Genomic DNA, 26,134 nt, shown 5'->3' with positions numbered 1-26,134 from the left:
GCGGCACTACTAGCCGCCTTCGTCCTTGGGCCAGAAAGTAATGAGGATATTGGACGGTGCAACGCCGTTTTCGTCGCGCGGCAGCGGGTCGGATCGCTGCACCGCGCGCAGCACGGCGTTGTCCCAGGCCGCATTGCCGCTTGACTTGGCGAGCCGCGTCGACAGCACCGAGCCATCCGGCGCCATGCCCACGGCCACCACCGCCGCCGGATTGCCGCTGACGTCTTCATTGAAAATGATGTTCGGCTTGACCCGCTGCCGGACCCGCTCGGCATAACCGGACGAAGGCTTGGTGCCGGAGCCGGAGCCGACCCGTGTTCCCGAATTGCCCGCCTGCGACCGCAATCGCGCCAGTTCGCCCTGGCGCTGGGCATTGTCGGCCTGGCGCTGCGCTTCCGTCGCCTTGCGCTGCGCCTCCTTGCGGGCCGCTTCGGCACGGGCCTGGTTCTCGCGCTGCCGTGCTTGTGCCTGGTCGCGCGCGGCCTGCTCGGCCTTGCGCTGCTTTTCCTGCAGCGAGATGTCGGCGTCTTCCTCTTCGACCGGCTTCGGGCTTGGCGCCGGCGTGATTGCAGGCGCTGGCGTTGCGGCTTCCGGGATCGCCTCCCACAGTTCGGCCGCGATACCCTCCGGCGCCGCGCTGCGCCAGCGCACGCCATAGTAGAGCAGGGCACCCAGCAGCAGGTGCATGAACAAGGCCAGCAGGAAGCACCTCAGGGTGCCCCGTTCAGGCACTGGCTGATAGGGATAGGCGACGGTCTGCATGGATCGCGCGCCTTGCCGCTGCTCGTTTTGCGCTTGCTCTCCTAGGTACCGCCAGTTCCGCCGGCGGACGCATCCACGTGCCGCTCCAGTTTCAGATACGAGTCAGCCGCGACCAGGCCGAACACGATGTGGGCAATGGCGGTCACCCAGCCTCGCGCTTCGGCAAACCATGGGAAGACGGCAGTCATGCCGTGAAAATTGACCAGGTACAGGACCAGGCCGAACAGCGCCCCCACCACCGAGGCCATGCCGACGCTCGAATCGAAACGGAACGGCGCCATGATCGCTGCCAGGATCACCGCGAACACGACAGAGAGCACGAAGTGGACCACCACGGCCGCTACCAGCACGCTCATCTGGAAGGTGGCAGCTTGCGCCAGCACATCAGGGCCCAGCATGATGGCCGCGATCATGGTCAGCGGCTTCCAGACGCTGGCCCCCATCAGCATGGCCGCCAGCAAGTCGAGCACCAGGAATACCACCCCGGCGACGAGGCCCGCCAGCGCCGCCGCACGCCAGTCCGGCCACCGGTGCGCGTAGCGATGCGATTGCATATGAAGTTCCATGACATCCTCCTTTGATGCGGCAGAAACCAGAGCCGCTTTCCAAGGCGCAACTTCATTCTATGGGGTGCAACCGCATCAACCAAGCGCAGTCAACGCTGCAAAGCATCGAGCTGGCGTGGCAGGGCGCCAGTGTCTCGTCAAAGGCTCATGACAGGACACTAGCCCTTCGTAAAGATCTCCAGAAAGTGCTTGCTCGGATCCTCGAAGTAGATCCGACGGCCGCCATCGTCGGTGTTGACCTCGCCTGGGCGGCGGCGGTACGGGTCCGCCCAGTAGGTCAGGTTGCGCGCGCGGACGCGGGCAAAGCCCTGATCGAATTCGGCGTCGCTGACCAGGAAGGCATAGTGCTGCAGGGCAACATCGCCCTCCGCGTCCATGAAGTCCAGGGTCACGTCATTGTCCAGCCGCACGCCGAGAAACGGCCCGAACGGCTCGGCCGGGGGACGTCCGAGGATCTCGCAGAGGAAGTCGGCGGAGACCTTCTTGTCGTGAGAAAAGACGATGGTGTGGTTGAGCTGGATGGCCATGCCGCAATCTCCGGGAAGGATATGTGCAAGGAACGGCGAGCAAGCCGGCCGGGGACGGCCAGCCGGCCGTCACGCAGAAGCTGGCGTGCGCCACGCTTGCAGCGTAGCCAGCGCGGGCAATGACGGCAACCTTGCCTTGCAGGCCAGGCCTGGCTGGCGCATCCCTTCAGGCGTGGCGTTAGCGCCTGAAAGTCCGGCCGGGTCAGATGCATCCTGCATGGCTTCACTTCCAACCATCCGCCCCGTAGCCACCATTCGGCCATCACCAAACGCGATGGCACGCTCGCCATTTATTGCTTTACGACACCCTTCACCTCTTTCATCCTCATCGAATCACGGCTTGCTGCTTATGCTTCACAACTGGTGGCATGCCGCTTCAAAGGAGACATGAATTGAAAGGTATCAAAGGGAAGGCATTGCGTCTTCTCCGTACTGGAGGCTTGGTTCCCGCGCTAATGATAAGCGGCTCAGGCTGGGCGAGTGGGTATCCGGTGAAGCCGGTGACACTGATCGTTCCACAAGCGCCTGGTGGTGCCAACGATGCCGTGGCGAGAATCGTGGCGCAAAGACTCGGTGCGGTGCTGGGCCACCCCATTGTCGTCGACAACCGGCCGGGCGCCGGTGGCAATATCGGCATCCAGGTAGCCGCGAAGGCACCGCGCGACGGCTACACGCTACTGCTGACAGTCGGCAGTTCGTTCACCATCAACCCGTCGCTATACCGGAAGATTCCGTTTGATCCGGTCAAGGACTTCGAGCCGATTACGCTGGTGGCAACGGCGCCGTACGTGCTGGTCACGAACCCCGCAATCCAGGCCAGGTCTGTCCACGATCTGATTGGCCTGGCCAGGTCGAAGCCAGGAAAACTGGACTATGCCTCCGCGGGCAATGGCACGCTGAATCATCTGCTCGGGGAAATGCTGAAGGCAAAGGCTGGCATCGATATTACTCACGTTCCGTACAAGAGCGCAGCGGCAGCGGCTACTGACGTGGTTGCCGGCCAGGTTCCCATAACGTTCGGCAGCTTGCCAGGCGTGATGCCGTTCGTGAAAACGGGGCAACTCCGCGTACTTGGCGTGGCCACAGAGAAACGGTCAAGACTGATTCCCGAGGTGCCGGCGATAGGGGAGGCCATTCCCGGGTACAGCGCGGTCTCCTGGTATGGGTTGCTTGCGCCAGCCGGTACGCCAAAGGAAATTCTTGCCCAGCTTCATGCGGAGGCCACCAAAGTCCTGAATAGCAAGGACGTGCAGGACAAGCTGGCCGCGCAAGGAGCAGAGGCCGCATCCAATACGCCAGAGCAGTTCCGCGTTCTGATCAAGGACGATCTGGTGAAATGGGCGAAGGTCGTCAAGGACTCGGGAGCACAGGTCGATTGAGTGACGGGGGGCGAGACAGTCGGCGTGTCCATCGGGCCGGACGGCATGTCGGCCCGCCTTGCTATCCCCGCTGCCGTTTGCTGCGACATTCTTTCTGGAGCCGGGCCTGCTTTACCTCCGTGGTCGTCTCCGTTTGCGCCCGTTGATCGGGCGCTTTTTCCCGCCACAGATTGGCGCTATGCAATGCAGGTGTTCCAATGGCGAAACCCTTCAGCGGCTGCCCTATTCAATTTCCACCACATCGACAACCTGGTGCTGATTTTTGTAGCGAACTTCCTGGCGCATGACGAATCGCCGGGCGGGACAATACCAGTCGGTCATGTCGAGCACCGTCGGCTCCAGTTCGATATCCGTATCGACCAGCCGAAAGCGGCCAGGATCCACGAACTTGGTATATCGGATCGGCCAGCAGAGGAGGGTGCCGGTGGCAAGCTTCAGGCGCTGCAGCGGACCCACCGTCCGCTCAGACAAGGTCAGGCGAACATTGGAACCAACGAAATCAGAGACCGTGGTGCCGGTGCGGCGATCCACAATACGAAAGTCGTAGCGGGACGCAAACGTTTCCGCCGGGAGTACCTGGCCCTCTGTCAGCGCCGGCGGATACAGCAGCAGTCCGTTCGAGTTGGTACTCATTTCCCCGACCAGCTCGGTGTACTGGCCGTGGGCCTGAACGCGTGCATTGAGGCTGCGCACGACTGGCTGTCCCGAGCGTTCGTCAATCACGAGCCGGTGACGCTGCACGGTCTCGACGGGCGGCCCCATCAAGCGCCGGAGGGCGGACCTGGAATAGATGTCCAGATCGAACGAGCAAAGGTCGCGCTCGAAGTCGTTGACGTTGCGGAAGAAGGCAATGGTTGTCATCGGCGTCAATCCGTCCGCTTCGAAGCGGATCCGTCCGCCGTCATGGACATAGGGCGCATCGCATATCTGTCCGGCGTGCACGCGGTGCGACGCGGTCCCGAGCAGACCGCCTGCGGCGAGCCAGGCCGCGGCAAGCGAACGCCAGACTGGGGCCGCTCGTATCTTCATCACGGTTCGTTTCAGCATTCGAGTGGGAGTTCAAGTGTGTAGGCGCGGTGGAGTCATTCCGCGCCGGCAAGGCTCTATCATGCTGGATAATGAGCAAAACTGTATCCTTCATCTTCATGAAAAGAGGTGTGACAAATGATCCAGATCCTGGGAATTTCCGGCAGCCTGCGGGCACAGTCGTACAACACCGCACTGCTGCGGGCGGCGCAGGCTGAGGCGGGCACGCAGGTCCGGCTTGATATCGCCACCCTGCATGGCATTCCGCTTTACGATGCGGATCTGGAGGCGCGTGAGGGCTTGCCCGCCGCCGTGGTGGCGTTGCGCGAACAGGTCATGGCGAGCGATGGCCTGATTCTGGCCACGCCTGAATACAACAATGGCATCCCCGGGGTCTTCAAGAACGCTATCGACTGGCTCTCGCGGCCGGCCGGGGATATTCCCGTGGTCTTCGGCAATCGCCCGGTTGCGGTGCTCGGCGCCTCGGCCGGGGGCTTCGGCACGGTGCTGGCACAGAACGACTGGCTGCCGGTGCTCAAGACGCTGGGCACGCGGCACTATACCGGCAACCGGCTGCTGGTTGCGCGGGCCGGCCAGGTATTCGACGCGCAGGGCGAACTCACCGATGCCGGCATGCGTGCGCGGCTCAGGGAGTTCGTTGCCGGCTTCGCCGCGTTCGTGGAGGGCCCGCGCGCGGGCTGAGCACAATCGGGCCGGTGCATCCTTGCCGCGCGCCATGATTCGCGCTTCGCGCGAGGCTGCCAGGCCGCAAACTCATAGTGGCGCCAGCACCCGCAGGACGTCTTGCTGCCTTCCGGGCGATTTCTTGCGCCCCATTCCTTGTATGCGTTCAGCAAGACCTGCCAGCCATCACCTTGCACCAGCAGTCCGGGCCCCGCGCCGAACACGCGCTCGCGCGAATCCGCCTGGCGGATGCCGTCGATGCGGTCCTCGCCGAGCTGCGTCAGCATGTAGCGAGCGCTACCAGGCAGGCGTGATTCCTCTGCTGGCCGCAAGCCTGTTTCGCTGCCAGGTACGCTATGACGAGACCTGGGCCGGCCTGGAATTTCCGGTGGCGTACCTGGATCAGCCGCTCAAGACCGGCAATCCCCAGGTCTTTCTTGAAGCCGTAAAGCTGTGCAAGGAACAGTTTGGCAAGCTCAATCGCCAGCAGACGCTGACGGCCCGGGTCAGGCGCCTGATGCTCGAGAAGGAAGGTGGATTTCCCACGCTGCTCGCCACCGCGCGGCACCTTAACATGACGCCGCGAACGCTTCATCGCAAGCTGATGGAGGAGGGGGCCTCCTATCGTGAAATTCTGGACGATATCCGCCGCCGGCTGGCAATTGTGCACCTGAAGGCGAATCGGCTGACTATCCAGGAGATCGCATTCACGCTCGGCTTCAGTGACCTGGCGAATTTCAGACGTGCCTTCAGGCGCTGGGAGGGGATGGCGCCTTCCGATTACCAACGGCAAGTCCCCGGGATCGCCGCAACACCATCGGAACATCGACGGCCCTGACCGTTGCGCGCATGGCGCAGCGATCCGGCGCCAGCCCTTGCGCTACAAGCTACCGATCCAGCTATTACGATAAGTATCCTTATCGTAATAGATACATCGATGCGCTAAACTGGCGTATATGAAAACTCGCTTGACCCTGACCCCGCCGGAACCGGCCCCGCCATCCGGCTTCCCCGATGCCACCTCACTCGCCGCGCTGCGCGCCTGGCATGCCGGGCTGACGACGCGCGAAGCCGTCGCACGATATCTGGGCGAGGAGCGGGCGCAGGGCCAGTCGTCGCGCGGCATCCTCGGGCGCATCCGCCGCCAGCTTGCCGCATACGCCCGCAGCCGCCAGCGCGAGGACCTGGCTGCGCTGTTTGAAATTTCCGCGGCCGAGCGGGCGGAGAAGGGCAGGGCAGCGGACCATGCCATCGAGACGCTGCGTACGCTGCCGCCGCCGGCACCGGCAATCAGCGACGACATCGGCTTGTGGCTGGCGCCGCGCACGGTCGCCGCGCTGCGCGCGCAGGGCATCGACACGCTGGCGGCACTGACCGTTCGGGTGCCGCGCCGGCGCCGCTGGTGGGCCGCGATCCCCGGCCTGGGCGCGGCCGGGGCCCGACAGGTCGAAGCCTTCTTTGCCCGGCACCCCCAACTGACCGAGCGCGCCCGGGCGCTGCTCGCGCAGGCGCCGCGGGGCATGGTCGTGCCATGGGAGCAACTGCGGCTGCCGCATGAAGTGGATGGGTCGCGGGGGAAGTTCCGCGCGCCGCGCGCGACCTGCGCCCTCAATGCGGACAACGATTACGCGGCGATCCAGGCGTGGCTGGCCTTGCATGAGTCGCCAGCGACGCAGCGCACCTATCGCAAAGAGGCCGAGCGGCTGATCCTGTGGGCGATTGTCGAGCGCGAACGGCCGTTGTCGTCGCTGACCACTGAGGATGCGACGGCCTATCGCAGCTTCGTGCGGCGACCGGCGCCCCGGGAACGCTGGGTAGGGCCAGCGAGACCACGTACCTCGCCCGACTGGCGTCCGTTCACCGGCAGCCTCTCGGCGCGCTCCACCGCCCATGCCTTGTCTGTACTGGGGGCGATGTTCCGCTGGCTGATCCAGCAGCGCTATGTGCTGGCCAATCCGTTCGCCGGGATCAAGGTGCGCGGAGGAGGGCGGTCGGTGGCGCTGGACAGCTCGCACGCGTTCACGGAAGGCGAATGGCTGCTGATCCGCACCATTGCTGACGGCCTCGAATGGTCCTATGGCTGGGACGGCCCGGCGGCCCAGCGCCTGCGCTTTGTGCTGGACTTCGGCTACGCCACCGGACTGCGCGCCAGCGAACTCGTCGGTGCGACGCTCGGCGACGTTGAAAGCGATCCCCATGGCGACCATTGGCTCAAGCTGGTTGGCAAAGGAGCCAAGGCTGGCAAGGTGGCACTGCCACCGTTGGCGCGCCTGGCGCTCGACAGCTATCTGGTGGAACGAGGCCTGCCAGTCACGCCAGCGCGATGGGACCCGCATACCCCACTGATCGGCGGCCTTGGCCAGGATCCGGCCAGTGGCATCACCGGCACGCGCCTGTGGGGCGTGTTGCGGCGCTTCTTCAGGCAAGTGGCGGACTTGATCCAGGCGGATCACCCTTCCGCCGCCGACAAGCTGCGGCAGGCGAGCCCGCACTGGATGCGGCACACTCATGCGACTCATGCACTGGCGCGCGGCGCGGAATTGACGACAGTGAGGGACAACCTGCGTCACGCCTCGATCTCGACCACCTCGATCTACCTGCACGGCGACGAGATGAAACGGGCACGGCAAATCGGCGCGGCGTTTTCCGCGCCCTAGTGGCTTAGTGCGATGGCCCGGAGAGCAGCCGGGGAGTGGAGGGCGCTCGAGCCGGTCGAACGCCATTAGCCGGAATCGCGATCTGCAACGGCTATATTGATTTCCTTATCGCCGCATACCTTTCAAGGGTCTGTTTCCGCGCAACTTCGTGCTGCACGATCGGGGGTGGATAGTTCTCTCCAAGCTTCACCCCCGCTGTAGCCAGTACATTCACAGGCGCCGTCCATGGCGCATGGATGTACTGGTCCGGCATCTGTGCCAGCACCGGCAAGTACTTGCGAATAAATCGCCCCTGTGGATCAAATTTCTCCGATTGCTTGACCGGATTGAAGATACGGAAGTACGGCTGTGCATCGCAGCCCGTTGACGCAGCCCACTGCCACCCGCCGTTGTTGGCCGAGAAATCGAAATCATTGAGCTGGTCGGCGAAATATTGCTCGCCGCGTCGCCAGTCGACGCCGAGATCCTTGACGAGAAAGCTCGCAGTCACCATCCGTAGACGATTATGCATGTAGCCGCTCTGGCGGATCTGCAGCATCGCGGCATCGACCAGCGGATAGCCGGTCTGAGCGTCGCACCATGCCTGAAAGTATTTGTCACCCGTGACAGAGTCGACCCACTGCAGCGCATCGTATTCGGGGCGGAAAGACTTGCCGTCGGCCACGCGGGGATGGTGGTGGAGGATCATGAAATAGAAGTCGCGCCAGATCAGTTCGGATAGCCAGACGGCCGCGCCGGCGCTTTCGCTGCCGCCGCGCAGTACGGCGTCAAGCGCGGCTCGCGCCAGCGTGCGGATCGAGATCGTGCCGAAGCGCAGGTGTACCGATAGGTAGCTCGGGCCGCGCAGCGAGGGGAAATCTCGCCGGTAGCCATAATCGCCGATGCGGTCGATGAATTCATCGAACAGTGCACGGGCGCCATCACTGCCCGTGGGCATTGCAATCTCGGCAAGATTGCTGGCAGCGAAGCCGAGATCGTGCAGCATCGGCGAAGCCTTTTGATACTGACGGGGCACCGGTGCCAGCGCGCCCAGATACTGGTCGACTGGATACGGTCGAAGGTCGAACGGCTGCACTGCGCGTAACCACGCATTCTTGTACGGCGCGAAGACGCTGAAGGGCTGGCCTTGGCCGGTCAAGAGCTCGTCAGCCTCGAAGATAACCTGGTCCTTGAATGTGAACAGCACTCGGGAGTCGGAAGCCAGTGCCTGACGCACGGCCGTGTCACGCCGCTTCGCGGCAGGTTCGTAGTCGTGGTTCGTGAAGACGGCATCGGCATCGAGTTCGGCCGCCAGCCTGGGAATGGCATCGCGCGCGATATCGTCAAGCACGATCAGGCCGCCGCCCGCATCGGTCAGCGTCCTGCGTAACGGCTCTAACGACCTCAGGATGAACTCTACACGTCGATCGACCTTGCGTCCGCGTGCAATCAGCGGGTCAAGGATTTCGCGATCGAAGACAAACACGCACCACACTTGGCGGCAGTGCTTGAGGGCATAGTGCAGCGCTGCATGGTCGTCGGCGCGCAGGTCGCGCCGGAACCAGACCAGGCCACGCGCGAACTCCAGGTCGATTCGGTATGGCAGGCGTCCGGTGCCGGCTGTTTCAGAAGCAGGAGAAAGGGGTTTCGGCATTGCCGTAATTTAGTCCCATGCAGCGTTGTCGCACAGCCCCATTTGCGGGTATTGCCTGCACCGCAGCTTGGCAGGATCAGCGTGACCCCAGAAACCGGGCTGCCTTCTGATGGATCCTGGAAGCTGAGCCGTACGTCGAATTGACCGGCGATAGCCTGCATATTCCGCACGGATTCGTGCCCGTTCCCACCCGACATACCGGATGCCAGCAGATTGGTGGATTTCCGGCGGCTTTGGATGCGCTGCGAAGATCTCGCCGACGCGATGATCGCCTCGATTGGCTAGCGCGCGGTTGGCCGCAGCATGTGGGGGAAAGTGAGGCCGGCGCTACCGTAAGGTGGAGATAGGGTTTGGCAGAAGATTTGTGTCTGGAGGTGCCAACCGCCTGTTTGACCGAGCGCCGCTTCAATTCTTGAACTTGTGCGGCGCATCGTATATTTTCGAGGGGCATTCCGGTGGTTGCCGCCGTGCCGGCCGGTGCCTGTCACGATGATCGGGTTCATGCAAGCCGCACTCGATAACGCATGCCCGGAAAACGGTTGTCAACCCCGTCCGCGCAGTGCGCGCGTGACCCTGCGCAGTTGCTTATCGCTGCCCCCCTTGCTCCTGCCCATCAGAAAGGAGCTGCCATGGATGCAGTCCGGACATTGCTCGAAACCCAGCCGCTGCTCACGCTGTTCCTCACGGTTGCACTGGGCTATGTCTTCGGCGAGATCAATATCAAGGGCGTGTCGCTCGGTTCGGGCGCGGTGCTGTTCGTGGGGCTGGCGATCGGCGGGTTCGCGCCGAAGTCCGCGCCGCCTGCCATCCTTGGCACCCTAGGGCTGCTGCTCTTTCTCTATGGCATTGGGATCCAGTACGGGGAGCAGTTCTTTAAGGGTCTGACCAGCCCCGATGGCATCAAGGCCAACGCCGCTGCGGTCCTCGGCGTGGTTGGCTCCGGACTGCTCGCGGTTGCGTTGGTGCCGCTGGTCGGCGTGAAGCTAGACGAGTCGCTAGGCATGTTCGCCGGCGCGGGCACCAGCACGGCAAGCCTGCAGGCCGCGATGGCGGCGATGAAGAGCGACGGCGCCGCGGTGGGCTACAGCGTCGCATACCCAGTCGGCGTGGCAGGGCCGATCCTGTTTCTGTATGCGCTCACCGCGCTGCTCAAGCCGAATATCGTGCGGCCGCCGCCAAAGCTGATCGAGACCGCCGAGATTGCGCTGACGAACCCGGCGTTTATCGGCGCGCGGCTGTCGGAGGTGGTAGCGCGCCTACCGGACGGGGTGGCGATTGCCGCCGTGCGTCGCGCCCACCACAACCACCCCTCCGCCGACGACCTGGTCCTGCAGGCCAACGACGTGCTGCTCGCGACCGCCACTGACCCGGCCGTGCTGCGTGAAGCCACCTCGCTGTGCGGGGAACTGCAGCCGGGCCGCATGACAAGCCATCGCGAAGACCTGGACTATATGCGCGTGTTCGCCTCTAGCCGGCTCGTGGTCGGACACACGCTGCGCGATATCCGCTTTCCCGAAGGCATGGTCTGCTCGATCGCCCATGTGCGGCGCGGTGATGCGGACCTGATGCCCCGGGATGACCTCACCCTCGAGTTCGGTGACCGCGTCGGCCTGCTGGTCAATCGCGCCCACATGAAGCCGATTCGCGCGCTGTTCGGCGACTCCATCAAGGGCACCGCCGAGCTGAGCTTTATCTCGATCGGCATCGGCGCGGCCCTCGGGCTGCTGGTGGGGCTGATCCCGGTGCCGATTCCGGGCGTCGGCACGCTGGCGCTGGGGCTGGCGGCGCTGCTGCTGGTCGCCCTCATGCTCGGCCGGGTGCGCCGTCTCGGGCCGTTCGTCTGGACCATGCCGCTGTCGGCCAACCTGGTCCTGCGCAACTTCGGGCTGACCATCTTCCTGGCACAGGTGGGCATTGCATCCGGGCCGAAGTTCTTCGCCACCATCGGCGTAACCGGGGTGTCCTTCCTGATCTATGGCGTGGTGATTCTGCTTGCCCTGCTGCTGATTACTGCGATTTTCTGCCTCTGGGTCTTCAGGCTGCCGTTCGACCTGGCGGTGGGCGTGATCTGCGGCGCGACCGGCAATCCCGCCATCCTTGCCTTTGCCAACCGCGTCGCGCCCACCGACCGGCCCGACCTCGGCTACTCGATGATCTTCCCGTCAATGACCATCGTGAAAATCCTGTTCGTACAGGTCGCCGCCACACTGGCTGGCGGATAGTGCAGGGCAACCTGGGCGAAGCGCGCCATGCGATTCGCCGCGGAGACACATCATGGAAATCGCCGTCTTCAGCGCAAAGTCCTATGATCGTCAACATCTCGATGCCGCGAATGCGGCCGAAGGCCATCAGCTCAAGTACTTCGAAGTTCCCTTGGACAATGAGACGGTGGGCCTCGCCGCGGGCCACGGCGCAGTGTGCATCTTCGTCAATGACCGGGCCGATGCGACCGTGCTGGAAGCGCTCGGACGCGGCGGCACCAAGCTGGTCGCGCTGCGCTGCACGGGGTTCAACAACGTCGACCTGAAAGCCGCGCAGGCGCTCGGGATCAAGGTGGTGCGCGTTGTCGACTACTCGCCCAACGCGGTCGCCGAGCACGCGGCGGCCCTGCTGATGGCGGTCAACCGCAAGATCCACCGGGCCTACAATCGCACGCGGGACTTCAATTTCTCGCTCGAAGGCCTGATGGGCTTCGACCTGTGCGGCAAGACCGTGGCCGTGATCGGCACCGGCAAGATCGGGCGCGTGTTTGCGAAAATCATGGTCGGGTTCGGTTGCAACGTGATCGGCTACGACAAGTACCCGTCCCCGGAATTCGAGGCCCTTGGTGGACGCTACGCGGACGAGGGAGAAATCGGCGCAAGCGCGGACTGCATCTCGCTGCATTGCCCGCTCACGCCCGAGACCCATCACATCATCAATGCCGAAACGCTGTCGCGCGCCAAGCCGGGGGCCTTGCTCATCAACACCAGCCGCGGCGGGCTGATCGACACGGAAGCAGTCATCGGAGCGCTCCGGAGCGGGCAACTCGGCGGGCTGGCGATCGACGTGTACGAGCAGGAGGCGGGCCTGTTCTTCCGCGACCTGTCCGGCATCATCGTCGACGACTCCGTGCTGCAGCAGCTAATCACGTTTCCTAACGTGATCGTGACCGGGCACCAAGCCTTCCTCACGCGTGAGGCCGTGACGACCATTTGCGAAACAACCTTGCGCAGCGTGACGGAGTTCGAAAGCGGCAAGCCGCTCACGAACGAAGTCGGTGCCGGTTGAACACGGCTGTTGGCCTCAAATCGTGCCGCGCTAATGGCTTAAACCGCTCCCCGAAAAGCCCACGGTCGGGAGCAGGGCGCATGAAGAAGACTTCGGGAAATTCAAGCCGCTCGAAGGGAATAGGGCAGCAAGGTCAAGGAAGCCAAAGCCGCGATGACCCTGGCGTGGTGGAAATTCTTGCATCGACATCAACGTTGCGAGCCGTCCTCCGTGGTTCCGCAATGCGCCTGGCTGCCCGCTCCGGCGAATGAACTTGCGAGCGAGCTACTACAAGGCAATTTGCATCAGCGTCCCGACATCGGCTGGGGGACGGTTGAGTTCCTGCGAGCGCATTACGGCAGGCGGCAGGTCAGAAAGGTTGATTGGCGCGAAGCCGAGGCGCGCGAAATAGCCGGATGCGGTCTTGGTCTGCAACACTATTGATGCGACCCCTTGCAGCCGGACGTCTGCCACGATTGCGGAAAGCAGAAGCTCGCCGAGACCTGCAGACCTTGCGCGCTGCGCAACAGCCAGTCCTCGAAGAAGTCCTGTTTCCCCATAGCGCTCCACGCCGGCACATATCTTCCCGTCAATGACCATCGTGAAAATCCTGTTCGTACAGGTCGCCGCCACACTGGCTGGCGGATAGTGCAGGGCAACCTGGGCGAAGCGCGCCATGCGATTCGCCGCGGAGACACATCATGGAAATCGCCGTCTTCAGCGCAAAGTCCTATGATCGTCAACATCTCGATGCCGCGAATGCGGCCGAAGGCCATCAGCTCAAGTACTTCGAAGTTCCCTTGGACAATGAGACGGTGGGCCTCGCCGCGGGCCACGGCGCAGTGTGCATCTTCGTCAATGACCGGGCCGATGCGACCGTGCTGGAAGCGCTCGGACGCGGCGGCACCAAGCTGGTCGCGCTGCGCTGCACGGGGTTCAACAACGTCGACCTGAAAGCCGCGCAGGCGCTCGGGATCAAGGTGGTGCGCGTTGTCGACTACTCGCCCAACGCGGTCGCCGAGCACGCGGCGGCCCTGCTGATGGCGGTCAACCGCAAGATCCACCGGGCCTACAATCGCACGCGGGACTTCAATTTCTCGCTCGAAGGCCTGATGGGCTTCGACCTGTGCGGCAAGACCGTGGCCGTGATCGGCACCGGCAAGATCGGGCGCGTGTTTGCGAAAATCATGGTCGGGTTCGGTTGCAACGTGATCGGCTACGACAAGTACCCGTCCCCGGAATTCGAGGCCCTTGGTGGACGCTACGCGGACGAGGGAGAAATCGGCGCAAGCGCGGACTGCATCTCGCTGCATTGCCCGCTCACGCCCGAGACCCATCACATCATCAATGCCGAAACGCTGTCGCGCGCCAAGCCGGGGGCCTTGCTCATCAACACCAGCCGCGGCGGGCTGATCGACACGGAAGCAGTCATCGGAGCGCTCCGGAGCGGGCAACTCGGCGGGCTGGCGATCGACGTGTACGAGCAGGAGGCGGGCCTGTTCTTCCGCGACCTGTCCGGCATCATCGTCGACGACTCCGTGCTGCAGCAGCTAATCACGTTTCCTAACGTGATCGTGACCGGGCACCAAGCCTTCCTCACGCGTGAGGCCGTGACGACCATTTGCGAAACAACCTTGCGCAGCGTGACGGAGTTCGAAAGCGGCAAGCCGCTCACGAACGAAGTCGGTGCCGGTTGAACACGGCTGTTGGCCTCAAATCGTGCCGCGCTAATGGCTTAAACCGCTCCCCGAAAAGCCCACGGTCGGGAGCAGGGCGCATGAAGAAGACTTCGGGAAATTCAAGCCGCTCGAAGGGAATAGGGCAGCAAGGTCAAGGAAGCCAAAGCCGCGATGACCCTGGCGTGGTGGAAATTCTTGCATCGACATCAACGTTGCGAGCCGTCCTCCGTGGTTCCGCAATGCGCCTGGCTGCCCGCTCCGGCGAATGAACTTGCGAGCGAGCTACTACAAGGCAATTTGCATCAGCGTCCCGACATCGGCTGGGGGACGGTTGAGTTCCTGCGAGCGCATTACGGCAGGCGGCAGGTCAGAAAGGTTGATTGGCGCGAAGCCGAGGCGCGCGAAATAGCCGGATGCGGTCTTGGTCTGCAACACTATTGATGCGACCCCTTGCAGCCGGACGTCTGCCACGATTGCGGAAAGCAGAAGCTCGCCGAGACCTGCAGACCTTGCGCGCTGCGCAACAGCCAGTCCTCGAAGAAGTCCTGTTTCCCCATAGCGCTCCACGCCGGCACATCCGAGGAGCCCGGCATTGTCGCGGACCATGATGAAATGGGTGATATGTTCGCGTACCCCCTCGACGCAAAGTGAGGAAGCACGCAGGAGGGCCTCAACCTCAGGCCAATCCTTCTCAGTCGCATAGCGGGGACGCATGACATATTCCTTCATGCAAAGTTCGTCCCGTCATCCTACTTTTGCCGGGATGCTTCCGCCCGTAGGGATTCTTCTTAAGTAGATTTGCTATCTCCCGGAAGCAGTCTGGCCGGCATGCCGGGAAGACAACATTTTTGCTCTTCAGCGGAGTTCTTTTGCGATGGCATGCGAGCGCGAAGTCCCTTGCCTGCGTCAGCCGGTGGCCCGACATGCGAGATGCCGCCCAACGTATCGCTGTTGGGACAGCATGAACTGGCTAGTTCCAGATGAGCGTGGCTTCTTGCAGCAAGTGACCAGGCAGGATGTAGTCGCCGTGCTTGATAGCGAGTGCCTCGAGTTCGCACAGACAGTCCTCGGATAATGCCGTCATGTCGAACCGGCAGTAGAGGTGTCGCTGTCGGAATGTGAGTTTTTCTCCGCGGAGCCCTCTGGCTAGCGCATCTGCAGACTCCACACAGACATGTTCGATGGTTCGGAACTGTACGACGATGCCGCGCTGTTGCCCAAGTCGTCCGAGTTCGAACGCGTCTTCCCACGCGGTTTCATAGTCTAGATCGACAGTACTATCTATGCGCGAACTGATGTGCTCAAGCGCGCTTGCTCGATCACGTGCGACGTATACGCTCATAGGGGAGTCTCCCCGATGGGGTCTTTGTGGAGAAAAATATATTCCGAAATCGGGGGCTGGGCAACCCCAATCGTACATGCCTTCGCAGCCCAGTTATATCCCGCGCACGTACGGTCGACCTGAGTCGGTTGGGCCGCAGCAGCCGGGCGGCTCGGCGCAGTGTCAGGGCCCGCACTGGGTGGCTACCTCCTGAGCCAGCAGTTTCCTAACACGTTCAACTTCATGGTGTTTGCCATCCCCGGCGTGGTGGCCGCGATCGCGGTCTTCCTAATCTCGGATCACGGCAAGAGGGAGTCAGGCGTCGTGCGGGTTCTGGCCGGCTCTGCCAATTGATGACGCTGGCGATATTCCTACAGTATTTGCGGAGACATTAATGACCAATAGCAATTCATGCGCATGGGAAGGGCGGATCTTCTCGAACGGTTGGGTGCCTGGCACTGGCAGCGTTGCGGACGTCGTCGAGCCGTCGACGGGGAAGATCCTGGCGACGATCGGAATCGGCCTTGCGGATGATATCGACCGGGCAGCTAATGCCGCGCAGCGTGCGCAGCCAGGATGGGCGTCCACAAGCTTCGATAAACGCGCTGAAATCCTCCGCGAAGCCGCGCGCCTATTGAAGGCGCGGGCCGACGAGATCAACGGATGGAACGTCCGCGAGTATGGCTCGACGGCGGCGAAGGCAGAATGGGAGCTGCACGCTACCTACGAGCAGCTGCTCATGGCGGCGGCAATGCCGATGCAACCCGAAGGCGCGCTGTACGCATCGGCGATGCCTGGCCGCATGAATATCCCACAGGCCCAGGATGTCGCGCGTGCCATCCGGCAGCACGCCCAAGGCCAGGTTGACGGCCTTGTTACGTACCACGCCGTCCTCACGCATCTTGACACGGTGGCGTGGGATATCGACCCGCAGTGGACCGTCCTCGGTCAGGACAGTCTACTCCGCCCAGGGCGCGCTCAATCAGGGCCTTTTTGAATGCCATCGAGGCGTCTTGAACCGCCTCGGCAGGCATCGGACCCATTTACGAAATGGGCAATCAGGTCCTCGGGAATGGGGCGGCGGTTCACGGTTGGCAGCCTGACTGGTCGTGGTTTTTAGTGGCATACATGCTCCTTGGTGACATGTTATGCCTAAACACAAAATTTCTGACGGATCCATCGGTTGCCCTAGTGATGTGACGCACTTTCGCTTTCAGGAAGACCCAGCCCTTGGTACTGTCGGTAGGACCACCAGGCGAGAAGCACGGATACCAACAAGCACACCAAAAGCGGAGCCAGACACAACGATCAGGCCAGTCTGGCAACCAATCGTGCAGACGCCGCTCGCAAAGCTACAGACGGCAGCGACGATAAAGGAAATCTGTCCGCGTATGTAAGACCACGGCCTTGAGCATGGCGATGAGGATTGCAACGAAGCGCGAGCTGGCGATTGCGAGGGTGTTGCGTCCGCTTGGGACGGCTCCCCTCACGCTTAAGCAAGCTGAGACTGCTGGCAAATTGCTTGGAATCCATTGGGCCACGGTTTATCACTTGCGCCGGCGCTTTCTCGCGGATCCTGTGGCGAGCGCATTGATACCTTATGACCGAGGCCCAAAAGTGGGAAAGCCGCGTCTACCAGCGACCATCGAGGAAATCGTGAATGAGGTCCTGACCGATTGGCTGCCGCGACAGCCTCATCTCGCTCATCCGCTCTTCGAGCTCGACGTCGAAATTCGGAAGCGATGCGCAGGGGCAAGTGTTAGTCCGCCAAGCAGATCTACCATTTCGCGACGATGGGCCGCCCATCGGAAAGAGGACGCCCTTCGGCTCGCAACGCAGCCGGGCTCTGAGATTCCACCAGGTCATCTTGTGGCGCGCTGTCCGATGGATATTGTGCAGATTGATCACACGCTGGCCGATCTGATCCTGGTTGATGATGCGAGCCGACGCCCAATTGGCCGGCCATGGCTAAGCATAGCCCTCGACGTTTCGACAAGATGCGTCGTCGGCGTATATGTCGGGATGGATCGCCCTAACGCCATGGTGACGTTCGGCGCACTTTTGTCCCATCCCGCTCACATACGTAAAGTAGTCACCGCTTGCACCTAATGTTGTCGCTGCTCACGGCCATGCCGCATGGGCTCAGACCACTTCAAACCGGGCGATAGCGAAGCAGGGAGGACCGTAATTCCATAATTGCTGCCCGGGGCGTTTCGCTCACTGCCTGAATCCGCCCTTTGCACAGGCGCGCGACAAACGTGCCGCCGCCTTCCCGGAAAATCCAAAACCTCGCGCCGCCATCTGGCTCGCCGAGCAGGCGCCGCCTGCGGATATCGGCGCTGGCCGGGGCGAGGGCGGCAGCGACCGTTCAGCCGCTCTCAGCCGAGTACGTCAGCCCTGGCCCTTGCGCGTGCCATTGCGCAACGATGCCTGGCCAGCAGGCCATGGGCGTTACCCTGCAGCCACTGATGGAACTGCGACAGCAGCGGCACGGCCTCGGCCTGGCGCACCGCCAGCTTGTGCTCCGGTGACCTGTACTTGATGCCGGCTTCGATGGCATACAGCTTGGCGATCCACGCCAATGCCCCCGCGCGGCCAGCCCTGGCGTCTTCTGGGCCTTGGCGATCTCGAAGAAGCGTCGGCGGCAATGCGCCCAGCATCCGCCCTCGATGATCCGGCCGGTACGGCAAAGCGCATCGTGGCCGCTGTAGGCAGCCGCCTGCAGGTAGCCATGATAGTCGCGCAGGAAGTTCAGGGGATGGGCGCCGGCGCGGGATTCCGCGAACTCGAACAGCACCGCTGGCTGGTGGTCGACCCATAATCCGTTCTCCTGCCGCAGCCCGGCCACGAGGTAGCCCCATAGATGGGCCTGCCGCGTGGTGGCGCGCCTGCGCTCGAGTAGTGGCAGCGTGGTGTCGTCCAGATGCAGGCGCGGCGCCTGCTGGACGTGGTTGCGCAAAGGCGGCAGCAGCTTTGCCAGCAGCTCGGCAGAAGCCAGCTTCCATTCGCACAGAGTGGCCCCTTGGCAGGTGCACGCCCAGGCGCGCATAGCGCGTCTCCTGCCGATTGATCGGCAGGTGGACCACGAAGGTGTCGACCTGGATGCTGGCCAGCACCCCTGCGCTGGCGTTGCTCTTGGGCAGCGGCGAGGGCTGCGCGGCAGCGGTCACGATGGTGGACTCGCCGTCCGTCGTGTCCGCTACTGCCATCTCGATGTTCGGCCATCGCTTCACTCCTTATACCGTGAAGCCGCTACCCTTCTCATCGCTGCTCCTGCCTCACCAGATGGTTTCCGCTGACGCTTACGCTTCACCATGCTGGATGGACATAGAGCTGTCGGCGTACGGCGTCGTGCAGGCGAAGAAAATCGGCGATCAGATGCACGCGCTGTCGTTGCGATTCGATCCGGCTCTCACGTCGGTGCTGCGCCGTGCAGGGCATTGGATCTGATCGATCGCGGGTCGCTTGCCGTTTCAGACTGGTGGCGCAGCACATCCTGTTCCAGAAAAGAAAGGGCGTCCCAGTTCCTGAAATCGGCTTGGGCGACTTGGGTCTCGAACTACTGTAGCAATTGGTTTCCGTCATTTCGGACCGCGCCACTGTCGCTCTGGATTCTGGCGGCGAGGCCATGGCCCCGGAAGAACCGGTCTTGGGGTGCACGGTCTGATTCCTGTCCCATCAAGCTCAGTTGCACATGCGAGGGATGCTGCACGGAACGGCGCATCCCACCTCTGCCACGCTCACAAGGAAGTGAGATGGGTCCAATTGTTCAACGGTGCGCCATTGTGTAGCGCCCCTGTCGGTTATGGACCTGAATTCGGTGAAGAGGCGGGAGAAGGCCACTGTGAATGACGATCTGAAGTTCGGCTTGACGGTGCTTGCTGTGCTAGGGGTCGTAATCTTTGCGACCACCCAAGCCATAAGTATGGACATGAGCATTGCCGATCTGGTTGTGCAACTGGTGCAACATGCCATTGATCTGCTGCGCCATCTGTTCATACAGGTGCGCGCGGAGAATCCACCTCACAACTTGGCTTAGCGGTCATGGGCCTCTTCTCCAGGATATTTGCGCCAAGTCCCAGCAGGTGCATGGCCTTTCAGTAATTGTCGCGCTCAGGATCATTAGGCTGACGCCCGACCACTTCCAGCGGTTGCCACTGCCCGCCTGCAATAGCCACTCGGGGAACTTCGCCGCGGGCGATTGGACGCCAAGAACGGGAATACATCGGCTGTCGCTCGACACGGCTTGGCTTGAGAGGGCTGACGAGTCGCTCGATTTTCCGGACGGCGACGACCCGGACTCAAACGCGTCGTAACCGCCGTAGCACCCTTTCGACTGCCGACAGGTGCTCCGGCGATGCGTGGGCAATGGCCTGGAATGCGGCCGCCATGTCCATATGCACGCGCAGATCGATATGCCCGGCCATCGCGCAGCAGGCGCTTGACCATGCGGATCGCATTGGCAGGATGTCGGCGATGGCGTGGGCGAGTGCATTTGCATCCCGCATCAGGTTGTCGCCCTCGGCAACTGCGGAAACCAGGCCGATCCGTAGCGCCTCGCTGGCGTCGATTGGCGCGGCGGTGAAGGTCATCTCCATCGCCTTGGACAGGCCGAGCAATTTCGGCAGGCCCCATGAACCGCCATCGCCGGAGACGATCCCGAATTGGGCGAACGTCACGCAGAAGGTGGCATGCGGGCTGGCGAAACGGATGTCGCAGTAGGTGGGGATGTCGGCTTGCTGCAAGGCCAGCGGCACCGCTGTACGGTATCGCGATATCGCAACTGCACGTCTTCGGGCGTGCCTGCGGAAAAGCCTTCGCGCCGGGCCATCTGGCCCAGGTCGCCGCCGGCGCAGTAATGAACATTCCTACCGCGATAGGGAATGAGGTAAAGCGTCAAGGTCTCGACATTGGCGGAAATAGCGATCCGCAACACTTGCGCGGCGCAGCGCATGACAGGAAACGTTGTAGAGCAATCATTAGTGATGGCGCCATCGCAGAATACGATGGCGGACCTCCGCACTTCGATATATATAGGGAAGGACGGTCGGTCGAGCGTAAGTTTCCAAGATTCCCACCTTGAGTTGCTCGAAGTGAGCATGCATCTTCCCCATGAAGGTTCTCGTGGGGACGACGAGCTACCGGGGGGAGCTGCCAGCAACTATGCGTATTGCTACAAAACCGCTCAACGCATATGCAATCAGTGGTGCTAGCGGACACTTTGCGCCGTGCTTCAGAAGCCCTCGCATTTCGTGGCGATGGCACGCCCGGGACCGGCCAGCCGCGCAGAACGCCCGCCAGAGGTTGACGGAGAGCTATTAGGGACATACAAATTTGCAAGTATTGCCAGCCGTACCCGCAGTGCAGCAGGTATGACCAAGCGTGTTTGGGCCGTGCAAATTCTTGTACCCGGACGCGCATCTACGAGGAGCCCAAGATGAGCAAGACCTACAAGCGTCTGGACAAAAGCCAGGCGGCGGTATTGATGGTGGATCATCAGGCCGGCCTGCTGTCGCTGGTGCGCGACATTGAGCCGGACAAGTTCAAGAACAACGTCCTCGCGCTGGCGGATCTGGCGAAATACTTCAAGCTGCCGACGATCCTGACCACCAGCTTCGAAGACGGCCCTAACGGCCCGCTGGTGCCGGAACTGAAGACGATGTTCCCCGACGCGCCGTTCATTCCACGCCCTGGCCAGATCAATGCCTGGGACAATGAGGACTTCGTGAAGGCTGTCAAGGCAACGGGCAAGAAGCAGTTGTTGATCGCCGGAGTGGTGACCGAAGTCTGCGTGGCGTTTCCCGCGCTATCTGCGATCGAAGAAGGATACGATGTGTTCGTCGTGACCGATGCGTCAGGGACATTCAATGAAGTGACGCGCGAATCGGCATGGCACCGCATGGCCGAAGCCGGTGCACAACTGATGACCTGGTTCGGCGTCGCTTGCGAACTGCATCGCGACTGGCGCAACGACATCGAAGGGCTGGGAACCTTGTTCTCGAATCATATTCCGGATTATCGGAACTTGATTACGGCATATACGACCGCGAAGGGCGGAAGATAACGCAATCCGCCCACGATCAGCCATCAAAGAAGAACGCGATCAGGCCACGCGAGCCTTTGACAGGCGACGAGATTCGAGCGACCGTTGGCGTTGGTAGATAACCCGGTCAGCTTCATCGCTGACCACAACCACACTGTTGTTCGAGTGCAGGTCGATTCCACTAAACTTGTTCATGCCGGCCTCCTGTGCGTCACGTCGGTATTCGCAATTCGACTCTACGCCAGCCGTTCGACCCGAACGGAGGGAGGCTGGCTATATGATTATCAGAACCTCTTCTCGCCCCGCTGGAAACGAGAATGGCTGAGTCCGTCGGCCGACGGTCTGCGAGGTTCACGACCGCCGCCTCGAGACCATCCCTTCGTCCACAGCGGCAATCTCAATGCTGTGATCAGTCGGATCGGGCGAGGAGCGGTCCGGCGTCGCGAACGCTACCAACACCTTGCCGACACGCCACGGTCGCGGAGTTAGTGGCCGCCAGTCATAGAATTAGCGGTCCTCAACAGCAATGTTGGCGAGGGAAGGAACAGCCAGCGGCTTCATGGCAACGACAGGACCGAAAGCCGACACAATAGCTTTCTGCGCCATTGAACGGCGGTCGTCTGCACCCGCTCACGCCACCTCAGGGAGCGACGGTGCGTCAGCCCGCCTGCGCCGTTGCGAGCTCCGGCACCACGCCACTCGTCTGCAGCAACGTCTTGCGGAAGATCTCCACCAGCGGCCGCAGGTTGACCTTGTGCCAGGCCGCCCACAAGGGCGTGCGATAGCTGAACCACGACAGCTCGTGCAGCACCACGCCCGGTGGCGCCTGGTGGCGCAGGCTTTGCTGGATCGTGGTCACGCCGAGTCCCGCGGCCACGAGTCCCAGGGCGGCTAGCGGTTCGGTCGCCTCCATGGTGATCGTCGGCGTGAAGCCGGCTCTGGCGCAAGCCGCGATGAACGTGTCGTGCCGCAGCGCGGTTTCTTGGTGCATCACGCCGATCCATTTTTGCGCAGCCAGGTCATCCGGGCTGAGCTGCTCCGCTTTGGCAAGCGGGTGCCCTTCGGGCAGCGCCAGCAGCATCGGATCATTGAGCACCTGGGCAGCCTCGAGGTCTGGATCGTCAGGTGGCGGCGGCTCGCAGACGAGTGCGATGTCGAGGCTGCGCTGGCGCAGCCCCTCCAGTTGAACGTCCGACTGCTGGTTGTACAGCGCGATATGCACCGCAGGCCGGCTGTCGCGCAGTTCGCGCAAGGCATTCGGCAGCACGCCCGAGTGCATCGCGTATTCCAGGTAGCCGATGCACAGCCCGCCTTCGTCGCCGCGGCCAAGCCGTCGCGCCAGCGATTCGAGCCGGTTGGCATGCGTGAGGAATGCGCGGGTTTCGGCCAGGAACGTGCGGCCGTCGCGTGTGAGCCGGATGCGTTGCTGGGAGCGCTCGAACAACACCAGCCCGAGCTTTTCCTCGAGCTGGGCAATCTGCCGGCTAAGTGGCGATTGGGAGATATGGAGCCGTTCGGCGGCGCGTCCGACGTGCTCGTCTTCGGCCACGGCCACGAAATAGTGAAGTTGGCGGATATCTAGCATGTCCAGTCCTGAATTCAGACCTCTAAGGAATCAAGTCTTTCAAATTCTGTCTTGGACAGACTTAATTGGCAACCCTAGACTGCCTTCACCCCAACTTAATTTGTGGAGCAGTCATGAGCATCAAGGACAAACTGGCCGGTAACGTACTCGGCTTTGGTACCGCCCCGCTGGGCAATATGTTCCGCGACATCCCGGAAGCGGAGGCGCAGGCCACCGTGGACGCGGCCTGGGCGCAAGGCGTGCGCTACTACGACACCGCGCCGTTCTACGGCGCGGGCCTGGCCGAAATCCGGCTGGGCGAAGCGCTGTCCCGGCACCCGCGTGACGAATACGTGCTCAGCACCAAGGTCGGCCGCCTGATCCTGGACGAAGTCGAAGACGCCAGCGCGCGGGCGCTGGGCGAGAAAAGTGGCCTGTTCGCCGCCGGCCGCCCGAACAAGCTGGTCAACGACTACTCGGCGGACGCCACGCTGCGCTCGATCGAGGACAGCCTCAAGCGGATGAAGGCCGACCGCCTCGACATCGTGTGGGTCCACGACATCGCCCAGGACTTCTACGGCGACGAGTGGCTGGCCTATTTCGAGACCGCCCGCAAAGGCGCTTTCAAGGTGCTGACCCGGCTGCGCGAAGAGGGCGTGATCAAGGCCTGGGGCCTGGGCGTGAACCGCGTCGAGCCGATCGAACTGACGCTGGACCTGACTGAAGCGCAGCCGGACGGCTTCCTGCTGGCGGGCCGCTATTCGCTGCTCGACCATGAGCGCGCGCTGCAGCGCCTGATGCCCAAGGCCGCGGAGCGCAAGACCGAGATCGTGGTCGGCGGCCCGTACAGCTCGGGCATCCTGGCCGGCGGCTCGCACTTCGAGTACCAGAAGGCGCCGCCCGAGATCATCAGCAAGGTCGAGCGCATCAAGGCGATCGCGCAACGCCACGGCGTCAGCATCAAGGCCGCCGCGCTGCAGTTCGTGCTGGCCAACCCGGCGGTCGCCGCCGTGATCCCGGGTGCAAGCCGGCCCGAGCGCATCGCCGAGGACACCGCCGCGCTGAAGGCGGTCATTCCCGCCGATTTCTGGCGCGAGCTGCGCGAGCAGCACCTGGTCGCGGCAAATGCGCCGCTGCCTGGCGACAGCAACTGATCCGGGACCACATTCGATTCAAGGAGTCCACCATGGCACAAGCTTCTGCAACGATCACGCTGCCGGTTGCACCGGACCGCGTCTGGCAACTGATTGGAGGCTTCGATTCGCTGCCCGACTGGCTGCCGTATATCCCCAAGAGCGAACTGAGCGAGGGCGGCCGCGTGCGCAGCCTCGTCAATCCGGACGGCGACGCCATCGTCGAACGTCTCGAGGCCTTCGACAACAGCGCGCGCAGCTACACGTACTCGATCCTGCAGGCGCCGTTCCCGGTCACCGGCTACCGCTCCACGCTGCGCGTGGTCGGCATCGACGGGGACCAGGCATCGCGCGTCGAATGGTCCGGCCAGTTCACGCCGGCCGGCGTGAGCGATGACGAGGCATCGCGGCTGTTCGAGGGCATCTATCGGGACGGCCTCAAGGCACTGGAGGCAACGCTGGCCGGGGCGGCATCATGAAAGGGCTGATGGCCTTGTCGCTGGCTTTCGCGCTCATGTTAGGAGCGTTGGGACCGGCGCAGGCGGCTGTTGGCGTGCCTGGCGAAGGGCGCCTTCTGTTCCAGTACGGCGAGTAAATCCGTGGGATGGCGCGCCGCCGCGCCACCTGCGCTGCACCCCGTTAGCCGGAATCCGGCTGACGGGGTGCAGTGCCATTACGACGGTATCTTCATCAGGCCGTTATCGATGGAAATCCGGTTCGCATCGATGGCGCGGGGCTGCAGGGACAATTCTGCTGGTTTGCTCCCCTCTCCCGCCCGCGGGAGAGGGGCCGGGGGTGAGGGCCGGCGCCTCAACGAAGTCAGGGCCCCTCCCACCCCAATCCCGCAGATTCCCTATGCAGCAGGCCCCGTGGATTCCCGGCGCACAAGCTTGATGGGCAGGATATCGTGGACAGGCGGCGTCAGTGCTCCCGCCCCAATGCGCTCTATCATGCGGCGCGCCGCCGTCCGGGCCATGGCCTCGACGGGTTGCTGGATCGACGTCAGCCCCACCAATGGCGATCCGGCGAGCGGCATGTCGTCGAAGCCAATGATGGACAACTGCCCCGGGACTTCGATGCCTTGCCGCTTTGCGGCCTCCAGCACACCCAGGGCAATCGTGTCATTGCCGGCAACAATGGCCGTGACCCGGTCCGGCCCATCGAGTATTCCCATCGCGCTGGAGTAGCCCGACTCGCTGGTGTAATCCCCCCACACGAGCGCGATACGGTTCGCATCCACGCCCGCATCCGCCAGCCACCTGAGTGCGCCTTGTGCCCGATCGCGGCTGGTCGAGGTGTTCTGCGGCCCCATGAGCAGGCCGATGCGCCGATGGCCAAGCTGGAACAGATGCTCGACGGCGACCGCGCCGGCGTGGATGTTGTCGATCTCGACAATGTCGGTCCTGACCCTGTCCACGGACCGCACGACGAGAACCAGCGGCACGCCTCGGGCCTGCATTTCCGCAACGACGGGCGAATCCAGCGTCGCGGTGGCGAAGATCAGCCCATCCAGGTATCCGTCGATCAAGGGCCGGAACGCCAGGAGATTGCGGGCATCGTTCATCGAATCGATCATCAACGTGATCTGATAGCCGTACTCCTGCAAGGCATCGTGCAGATGCGTCAGGAACAGCGTCATGAAGCGGTTATGCAGCGCCCCGACGACGACGCCAATCAGCTTCGTCGATGTCTTCTTGGCGCGCCGCCCCTCCGTTGGCACGCGGTAGCCCATGTCTGCTGCCACCGCCATCACCGCGTCACGCGTTTGCATGCTGATGGCAGGGTGCCCGGCCAATGCCCGGGACACTGTCGAAACGGATACGCCAAGCCGTTGCGCGACCGCGTCCAGCGTGACCTTGTTCGTCGGCTTGTCGCCTCGCTTGATGTTTTCTGGCTGCATGATTTGCATTC

Annotated in this window: 25 protein-coding genes and 4 pseudogenes; 13 read left to right on the top strand and 16 right to left on the bottom strand. The window is 62.9% G+C overall.

What is annotated here, in order from left to right:
- Positions 1 to 9 precede the first annotated feature (9 nt).
- The 3 genes from tolA to I6H87_RS17650 form a co-directional block, all read right to left on the bottom strand.
- On the bottom strand, positions 10 to 762 hold the full coding sequence (gene tolA, locus I6H87_RS17660) for a cell envelope integrity protein TolA (protein ID WP_010811767.1): 753 nt from the start codon (positions 760 to 762) through the stop codon (positions 10 to 12).
- 41 nt (positions 763 to 803) lie between these two features.
- Positions 804 to 1,328 carry a hypothetical protein gene (locus tag I6H87_RS17655; RefSeq protein WP_011615222.1) on the bottom strand — a complete coding sequence of 175 codons (525 nt, stop codon included), beginning with the start codon at positions 1,326 to 1,328 and terminating at the stop codon, positions 804 to 806.
- Positions 1,329 to 1,486: 158 nt separating this feature from the next.
- Positions 1,487 to 1,855 carry a VOC family protein gene (locus I6H87_RS17650; protein ID WP_010811769.1) on the bottom strand — a complete coding sequence of 123 codons (369 nt, stop codon included), beginning with the start codon at positions 1,853 to 1,855 and terminating at the stop codon, positions 1,487 to 1,489.
- Between the two features lie 392 nt (positions 1,856 to 2,247).
- On the opposite strand from I6H87_RS17650, the gene I6H87_RS17645 reads away from it, so the two are divergent.
- Complete coding sequence (locus tag I6H87_RS17645; protein WP_037024407.1) at positions 2,248 to 3,234, top strand: tripartite tricarboxylate transporter substrate binding protein; 987 nt, start codon at positions 2,248 to 2,250, stop codon at positions 3,232 to 3,234.
- 222 nt (positions 3,235 to 3,456) lie between these two features.
- Here I6H87_RS17645 and I6H87_RS34395 read toward each other — a convergent pair whose 3' ends face one another.
- Positions 3,457 to 4,281, bottom strand: a complete 825-nt coding sequence (locus I6H87_RS34395; protein ID WP_231881401.1) for a hypothetical protein — start codon at positions 4,279 to 4,281, stop codon at positions 3,457 to 3,459.
- 117 nt (positions 4,282 to 4,398) lie between these two features.
- On the opposite strand from I6H87_RS34395, the gene I6H87_RS17635 reads away from it, so the two are divergent.
- Positions 4,399 to 4,962 carry an NADPH-dependent FMN reductase gene (locus I6H87_RS17635; RefSeq protein ID WP_010811772.1) on the top strand — a complete coding sequence of 188 codons (564 nt, stop codon included), beginning with the start codon at positions 4,399 to 4,401 and terminating at the stop codon, positions 4,960 to 4,962.
- 158 nt (positions 4,963 to 5,120) lie between these two features.
- Here I6H87_RS17635 and I6H87_RS34390 read toward each other — a convergent pair.
- Positions 5,121 to 5,231 (bottom strand): annotated as a pseudogene (locus tag I6H87_RS34390) (SphA family protein); the annotation flags it as partial.
- A 23-nt stretch (positions 5,232 to 5,254) separates the two neighbouring features.
- Between I6H87_RS34390 and I6H87_RS17625 the strand changes: the two are divergent.
- Positions 5,255 to 5,782 (top strand): helix-turn-helix transcriptional regulator, encoded by a 528-nt coding sequence (locus I6H87_RS17625; protein WP_011615225.1) that lies wholly within the window; start codon positions 5,255 to 5,257, stop codon positions 5,780 to 5,782.
- Positions 5,783 to 5,900: 118 nt separating this feature from the next.
- Complete coding sequence (locus I6H87_RS17620; RefSeq protein WP_011615226.1) at positions 5,901 to 7,601, top strand: site-specific integrase; 1,701 nt, start codon at positions 5,901 to 5,903, stop codon at positions 7,599 to 7,601.
- 91 nt (positions 7,602 to 7,692) lie between these two features.
- Here the strand turns inward: I6H87_RS17620 and I6H87_RS17615 are convergent, their stop codons facing one another.
- The gene (locus tag I6H87_RS17615) at positions 7,693 to 9,234 is read right to left on the bottom strand and encodes a cryptochrome/photolyase family protein (RefSeq protein ID WP_011615227.1); all 1,542 of its coding nucleotides are present in this window, start codon (positions 9,232 to 9,234) and stop codon (positions 7,693 to 7,695) included.
- Positions 9,235 to 9,863: 629 nt separating this feature from the next.
- On the opposite strand from I6H87_RS17615, the gene I6H87_RS17610 reads away from it, so the two are divergent.
- Together I6H87_RS17610 and I6H87_RS17605 are read left to right on the top strand one after the other, a co-directional pair.
- Positions 9,864 to 11,456, top strand: coding sequence for an aspartate:alanine exchanger family transporter (locus I6H87_RS17610; RefSeq protein ID WP_011615228.1), 1,593 nt, complete (start codon positions 9,864 to 9,866; stop codon positions 11,454 to 11,456).
- A gap of 52 nt (positions 11,457 to 11,508) precedes the next feature.
- Entirely contained in the window at positions 11,509 to 12,504 is a 996-nt protein-coding gene (locus I6H87_RS17605) for a 2-hydroxyacid dehydrogenase (RefSeq protein WP_011615229.1), read from the top strand.
- Between the two features lie 267 nt (positions 12,505 to 12,771).
- On the opposite strand, the gene I6H87_RS17600 is transcribed toward I6H87_RS17605, so the two are convergent.
- On the bottom strand, positions 12,772 to 13,161 hold the full coding sequence (locus I6H87_RS17600; RefSeq protein ID WP_051398472.1) for a GNAT family N-acetyltransferase: 390 nt from the start codon (positions 13,159 to 13,161) through the stop codon (positions 12,772 to 12,774).
- A gap of 23 nt (positions 13,162 to 13,184) precedes the next feature.
- Here I6H87_RS17600 and I6H87_RS17595 point away from each other — a divergent pair, with 23 nt between their 5' ends.
- On the top strand, positions 13,185 to 14,180 hold the full coding sequence (locus tag I6H87_RS17595; protein ID WP_011615229.1) for a 2-hydroxyacid dehydrogenase: 996 nt from the start codon (positions 13,185 to 13,187) through the stop codon (positions 14,178 to 14,180).
- Positions 14,181 to 14,447: 267 nt separating this feature from the next.
- Here I6H87_RS17595 and I6H87_RS17590 read toward each other — a convergent pair whose 3' ends face one another.
- Positions 14,448 to 14,891 (bottom strand): GNAT family N-acetyltransferase, encoded by a 444-nt coding sequence (locus I6H87_RS17590; protein WP_011615230.1) that lies wholly within the window; start codon positions 14,889 to 14,891, stop codon positions 14,448 to 14,450.
- 241 nt (positions 14,892 to 15,132) lie between these two features.
- Positions 15,133 to 15,504 (bottom strand): hypothetical protein, encoded by a 372-nt coding sequence (locus I6H87_RS17585; protein ID WP_011615231.1) that lies wholly within the window; start codon positions 15,502 to 15,504, stop codon positions 15,133 to 15,135.
- 373 nt (positions 15,505 to 15,877) lie between these two features.
- On the opposite strand from I6H87_RS17585, the pseudogene I6H87_RS17580 reads away from it, so the two are divergent.
- Positions 15,878 to 16,231 (top strand): annotated as a pseudogene (locus I6H87_RS17580) (aldehyde dehydrogenase family protein); the annotation flags it as partial.
- Positions 16,232 to 16,294: 63 nt separating this feature from the next.
- Here I6H87_RS17580 and I6H87_RS17575 read toward each other — a convergent pair.
- The 3 genes and pseudogenes from I6H87_RS17575 to I6H87_RS34910 all read right to left on the bottom strand — a co-directional run.
- Positions 16,295 to 16,609 (bottom strand): annotated as a pseudogene (locus I6H87_RS17575) (transposase); the annotation flags it as partial.
- A gap of 1,252 nt (positions 16,610 to 17,861) precedes the next feature.
- Complete coding sequence (locus tag I6H87_RS34725; RefSeq protein WP_051398473.1) at positions 17,862 to 18,065, bottom strand: IS66 family transposase; 204 nt, start codon at positions 18,063 to 18,065, stop codon at positions 17,862 to 17,864.
- An 83-nt stretch (positions 18,066 to 18,148) separates the two neighbouring features.
- Positions 18,149 to 18,532, bottom strand: a pseudogene (locus tag I6H87_RS34910) (IS66 family transposase); the annotation flags it as partial.
- 53 nt (positions 18,533 to 18,585) lie between these two features.
- Here I6H87_RS34910 and I6H87_RS17555 point away from each other — a divergent pair.
- Both I6H87_RS17555 and I6H87_RS17550 read left to right on the top strand, forming a co-directional pair.
- Entirely contained in the window at positions 18,586 to 18,933 is a 348-nt protein-coding gene (locus I6H87_RS17555; protein WP_136227761.1) for a hypothetical protein, read from the top strand.
- Between the two features lie 394 nt (positions 18,934 to 19,327).
- Positions 19,328 to 19,522: a hypothetical protein gene (locus tag I6H87_RS17550; RefSeq protein ID WP_081050336.1), complete on the top strand. Its 195-nt coding sequence runs from the start codon at positions 19,328 to 19,330 to the stop codon at positions 19,520 to 19,522.
- A 262-nt stretch (positions 19,523 to 19,784) separates the two neighbouring features.
- On the opposite strand, the gene I6H87_RS17545 is transcribed toward I6H87_RS17550, so the two are convergent.
- Positions 19,785 to 20,228 carry an enoyl-CoA hydratase/isomerase family protein gene (locus I6H87_RS17545; RefSeq protein WP_231881402.1) on the bottom strand — a complete coding sequence of 148 codons (444 nt, stop codon included), beginning with the start codon at positions 20,226 to 20,228 and terminating at the stop codon, positions 19,785 to 19,787.
- A gap of 692 nt (positions 20,229 to 20,920) precedes the next feature.
- On the opposite strand from I6H87_RS17545, the gene ycaC reads away from it, so the two are divergent.
- A complete protein-coding gene (ycaC, locus tag I6H87_RS17540; RefSeq protein ID WP_010811785.1) occupies positions 20,921 to 21,547 on the top strand; it encodes an isochorismate family cysteine hydrolase YcaC in 627 nt (208 codons plus the stop codon).
- Positions 21,548 to 21,586: 39 nt separating this feature from the next.
- Here ycaC and I6H87_RS34715 read toward each other — a convergent pair whose 3' ends face one another.
- Together I6H87_RS34715 and I6H87_RS17535 are read right to left on the bottom strand one after the other, a co-directional pair.
- On the bottom strand, positions 21,587 to 21,721 hold the full coding sequence (locus tag I6H87_RS34715) for a hypothetical protein (protein WP_255266305.1): 135 nt from the start codon (positions 21,719 to 21,721) through the stop codon (positions 21,587 to 21,589).
- A gap of 463 nt (positions 21,722 to 22,184) precedes the next feature.
- A complete protein-coding gene (locus tag I6H87_RS17535) occupies positions 22,185 to 23,111 on the bottom strand; it encodes a LysR substrate-binding domain-containing protein (RefSeq protein ID WP_011615232.1) in 927 nt (308 codons plus the stop codon).
- Between the two features lie 113 nt (positions 23,112 to 23,224).
- Here I6H87_RS17535 and I6H87_RS17530 point away from each other — a divergent pair, with 113 nt between their 5' ends.
- Both I6H87_RS17530 and I6H87_RS17525 read left to right on the top strand, forming a co-directional pair.
- Complete coding sequence (locus I6H87_RS17530; RefSeq protein ID WP_010811787.1) at positions 23,225 to 24,244, top strand: aldo/keto reductase; 1,020 nt, start codon at positions 23,225 to 23,227, stop codon at positions 24,242 to 24,244.
- 32 nt (positions 24,245 to 24,276) lie between these two features.
- Positions 24,277 to 24,702, top strand: coding sequence for an SRPBCC family protein (locus tag I6H87_RS17525; RefSeq protein WP_011615233.1), 426 nt, complete (start codon positions 24,277 to 24,279; stop codon positions 24,700 to 24,702).
- A gap of 374 nt (positions 24,703 to 25,076) precedes the next feature.
- Here the strand turns inward: I6H87_RS17525 and I6H87_RS17520 are convergent, their stop codons facing one another.
- A complete protein-coding gene (locus I6H87_RS17520) occupies positions 25,077 to 26,132 on the bottom strand; it encodes a LacI family DNA-binding transcriptional regulator (protein WP_231881403.1) in 1,056 nt (351 codons plus the stop codon).
- Between the last annotated feature and the right edge of the window lie 2 nt (positions 26,133 to 26,134).

Source organism: Cupriavidus necator (genome assembly GCF_016127575.1).
Taxonomy (GTDB): Bacteria; Pseudomonadota; Gammaproteobacteria; order Burkholderiales; family Burkholderiaceae; genus Cupriavidus; species Cupriavidus necator_D.
The sequence above is the reverse complement of the archived record's forward strand: the minus strand, read 5'-3'. Positions and strand labels throughout refer to the sequence as shown.